We start from the raw sequence: 3,722 nt of genomic DNA, 5'->3' as shown, positions 1-3,722 counted from the left end.
CCCGGTTCACGGGCCCCGCCCCCGGGGCCGGCCCCGCGCGGTCGACGGGATCCAGCGGTTCTGGCGGCTGGACCGGGACCGGCTGACCGCGGATCTGCCCGAGCCGCTGCGCTCCTCCGTCGACTCCCATCGCGACGCCGTGCGCCAGGCGGCGCGCCACTGGCGCTCGGGCTTCTTCGCGGCCGGTGACACCGACCGGCTCGGACCGCGCCGGGCCGCCGCGTACTGCGTGATCTTCCACTGGAACCGGGGACGCTTCACGGCGGCGCTCCAGAAACTGCTGACGGAGGCCCTGGTGAGCGAGGGCGTCGGCCCCGCCGGTCCCCAGGCCCGCTCCGCGTCCTCCGGGGAGCCGGGCCACCCACCCCCGCTCCCGCCCCCGCCGGGTGGCGCACCGTCCGCTCGCCCCGACCAGCCGGTGGTGAGGTGAGCCCCCATGACGGAGACCCAGATCGAGCGGGCCGGGGCATCCGGCGCCGAGCCGGAGGGCGAACGGCCCCGGACGGCGGCCCCACCGACCCCGTATGGAACCGCCCTGCTCAGAGCGGCGGGCATGCCCTCGGCCGCGTGGGCCGCCGCGGGGAGCCCCGCGCTCTTCGCACGGGCCACCGCCCATCTCCGGGCGCGCCGGTGTCTCGCCGACCGGGCCCGGCTGCTGGCCGATCTGCTCGGTACGAGCGTCGTCCCCCACCCCGCGCTGAGCACCCCCCACCGCCAGGCCGTGCTCGCGCTGCGCAGGCGGCTCCACTCCGGCGCGGCCCCCGGCGACGCGGACTGTCTGCTGCTGGAGGCGGCTGACGGGGTTCCGGTGGCCGTGTGTCAGGAGGCCCGGGAGCTACGGGAGTCCGACGGCCGTCTCACCGAGGAGTTCGCCGCGCTCGACCGTGCCACGGACGAGGAGTGGGCGCGGGTCGGCGCGCTCTGCTGGGAGACCGTGCGCGCCCACCCCGTCATGCGGGTCTTCCTCGACAGCACCGCCCCGGAGCTGACCGAGACGGTGGAACGCCGGCTGGCGCACGGCGCGTCCTGGTCGAGCAATCGTCTCCGTAAGAACAGTGCCTTCCTGTGGCGCGCGCTGGCACGGGCCGCGGTCAAGACCACCCCGCGTGACTGGGTGGGCCAGATCGTCCCCGTGCCGATCGTGGCCGTGGGGGCGGCGGCGGACGGTCCGGACAGCCCCTGCCCCGAGGCCCGTTCCGCCTCCTCCCCGTTCCCGTCGCCGGCCTCCTCCCCGTCCCGCTCCGGACCCCGGCACCCCGACCGCGCGGTGAACCCCCCGCACCCCCCGCACCCCTCAGCCCCCGGCCCCCGGCGCAACGGAGCCCCGAGGCCCCCGACCTCCGCCGCCCGGCTGCTCACCCCCGGCGCCACCCTCACCGCCATGGCGGCCGAGGTCTCCCAGAACGTCCATGTGCTCCGGGCCCGCTCCGGTGCCCTGGATCTGACGGACGCCGGTCCCGGCACGCTCATCGCCCCCGTACCGCTCCACTTCGGCACGGCCGAGGCGAGCACGGGAGCACCGTCCCCGGCGGACGACGGCGCCGGACAGCTCCGCTGTGGCGTCGTCGACCCGGCCCACCCCGGGCGGCTCCGCCAGATCACCCTGGCGCGGACCCGCCCGCTGGACGCCGTCCTCGCCCGGCTCGCCGCCGGACCCAGGCCCGTCGGTGAGATCGAGACCGAACTGCTCGCCGGGGCGACCGGGGAACGCGCGGACGCCGCACGGCGGGCCCTCCGGGGCTTCCTCGCCCATCTCCACCGCCTCGGTGTGCTGGAGGTCTGCGCCCCGCCCCGCCGGATCCACGGCGGCTGGAGCGCTCCCGGCGGGCCACTGCCCCACCCCTCCCCCTGGCTGGGCGAGCCGGGCGGGGCGGCCCGGGCGGCCGGGGTCCCCGACGACTGGTTCCTCGACTCCTACCGCCGGGCCGAGGGCGGCGACCGGCATCCCCTCACCCTCCCCGCCGCCGCCGTGACGGCGGTCCACGCCGGGGTGCGCACCGCCGCCCGGCTCGCCGCGCTCCGCCGCGCCGACCACGCGGAACCCGTGAACCCCCTGAACGAGGCCACCCCCCACCCGTACGCACCGCTCCGGGGCATCGACGAACGGCCGCGCCCGCTCCGCGACTTCCTCGCGTTCCTCGAACAGCCCCTGGCCCAGGGGCCCGACGGACGGCCGCTCTCCGTACGGATCAAACCCGTGTACGAGGGATGGCATCCCGCGCGGACCCCCGGGTCCGGCTACGCCCGGCTGCTGGAGCTCCTCGGCGCCCGGCTCGGCGATGAGTCGGGGGACATCGACGACGCCCTGCTCGACGCGGTGGGCGCGCCCACCGCGCGGGAGTCGATGCCCAGCTGGCCGGTGGACTGCCTGGTGCGGCCGCTCGCCGGGGACGGACCGCTGGCCGTCCTGGAGACGGCGTCGGCCGCCGGGGTGCTGGACGCGCGGTTCGCCGACACCCTCGACACCCTCGGCGGTGGTTACGACGGCACCGAGCGCCACCGCGCCTTCCTCGCCGCCGTCGAACGCGCCGCCGACGTCCGCTTCGTCGAACTGCTCATCCCCCCACTGGCCGAGCGCGCCGCCAACGCGGTCCGCCGCCCCCGGCTCACCTCCTGGTGGACCGGCGACCCGGACCCGGCACCGTACTTCGGTGCCATCGCGCCCGGCGCCGCCCGGTACCTCCCCCTCGACCGCATCACCCTGCGCCGCGACGGCACCCGGATCATCGCCGAGGCCGACGGCGGGCGCATCGTCCCCGTCCACCACGCCACCCGCACCCCCATGCCCCCCTATGACCTCCTGCTGCGGGTCCTGATGGCCGCCCACCACCCCGGCACGGGCGACATCCTGCGCCTGGACGGCCTCGCCGGAGCCTTCCCCCAGGCCCGCCGTGTGCCACGACTGACCGTCGGGGGACGGCTCGTCGTCAGCCCGGCCGCCCACCGCGTTCCCGGTCCGGAGCTGTGGGACCCCCGGTGGAGCGGCACCGGCGCCGAACCGCGCTCCGACCGTGACAAGGTCCTGCGGCTGGCCGCCCTGCGGGACGCCGCCGGGCTGCCCCGCTTCGCCTTCGTACGGACGCGTACGGACACCCCGCAGACCCCGGTGGACTTCAACGCCCTGCCCACCCTCCGTGTCCTCGACCGCCTCCGTGCCCAGGACAGCACGGCGGACCTGCTGGTCGAGGAGGCGCTGCCCGCCCCCGGTGACCACGTCCTGCGCGACCGCGCGCACCCCGGCGACGGGAACACCATCGCCGCCCAGTTGCTGCTCAGAACACCCCTCGGCCATGACACCGACACCTTCGACGCCCTCGTGGACGTGGCGGTGGCCGCCTTGCGCGGCTGAGCCCGTGACCCCCCCCGGGCGGTCCTGCGGCCGGTCGGGGTGGGCATCACCCGACACCGAGTCACATCGAACAGGAAAGGGGAAGGCCATGCCCTCCATCGAGATGAACGAGCTGGACAACCTGATCACCGACCTGGAGACCAGGATCACGGACACCGAGCTGCCCGCCGCGGGCGCGGACACCATCGGCGTCTGCACCCTGCTCCTCTGTTCCATCCTCGGCATCTGCTGAGCACAGACGGCGGTGGCCGCCTCGCGCGGCCGAACCCCTCAGACCTCCCCGGGCGGTCCTGCGGCCGGTCGGGGTGGGCATCACCCGACACCGAGTCACATCGAACAGGAAAGGGGAAGGCCATGCCCTCCATCGAGATGA

Annotated in this window: 2 protein-coding genes and 1 pseudogene; all 3 read left to right on the top strand. The window is 76.2% G+C overall.

All coding sequences use genetic code 11. The features are described 5' to 3' along the window. Positions 1-430 (top strand): annotated as a pseudogene (locus ACFVIM_RS33865) (hypothetical protein); the annotation flags it as partial. Between the two features lie 6 nt (positions 431-436). After that, the gene (locus ACFVIM_RS33860) at positions 437-3,349 is read left to right on the top strand and encodes a lantibiotic dehydratase (RefSeq protein ID WP_384309848.1); all 2,913 of its coding nucleotides are present in this window, start codon (positions 437-439) and stop codon (positions 3,347-3,349) included. Positions 3,350-3,437: 88 nt separating this feature from the next. Continuing rightward, positions 3,438-3,581 carry a hypothetical protein gene (locus ACFVIM_RS33855; protein ID WP_384309846.1) on the top strand — a complete coding sequence of 48 codons (144 nt, stop codon included), beginning with the start codon at positions 3,438-3,440 and terminating at the stop codon, positions 3,579-3,581. Positions 3,582-3,722: the final 141 nt, after the last annotated feature.

It is taken from the genome of Streptomyces sp. NPDC057638, assembly GCF_042800315.1.
In the GTDB taxonomy this organism is placed as follows: Bacteria; Actinomycetota; Actinomycetes; order Streptomycetales; family Streptomycetaceae; genus Streptomyces.
This window is presented reverse-complemented; position numbering and strand designations above follow the sequence as displayed.

What these genes read in the sequence shown, in the direction of transcription:
- ACFVIM_RS33860 (WP_384309848.1), top strand. Translation starts at nt 437, where the DNA reads ATGACGGAGACCCAGATCGAGCGGGCCGGGGCATCCGGCGCCGAGCCG.
- ACFVIM_RS33855 (WP_384309846.1), top strand. Translation starts at nt 3,438, where the DNA reads ATGCCCTCCATCGAGATGAACGAGCTGGACAACCTGATCACCGACCTG.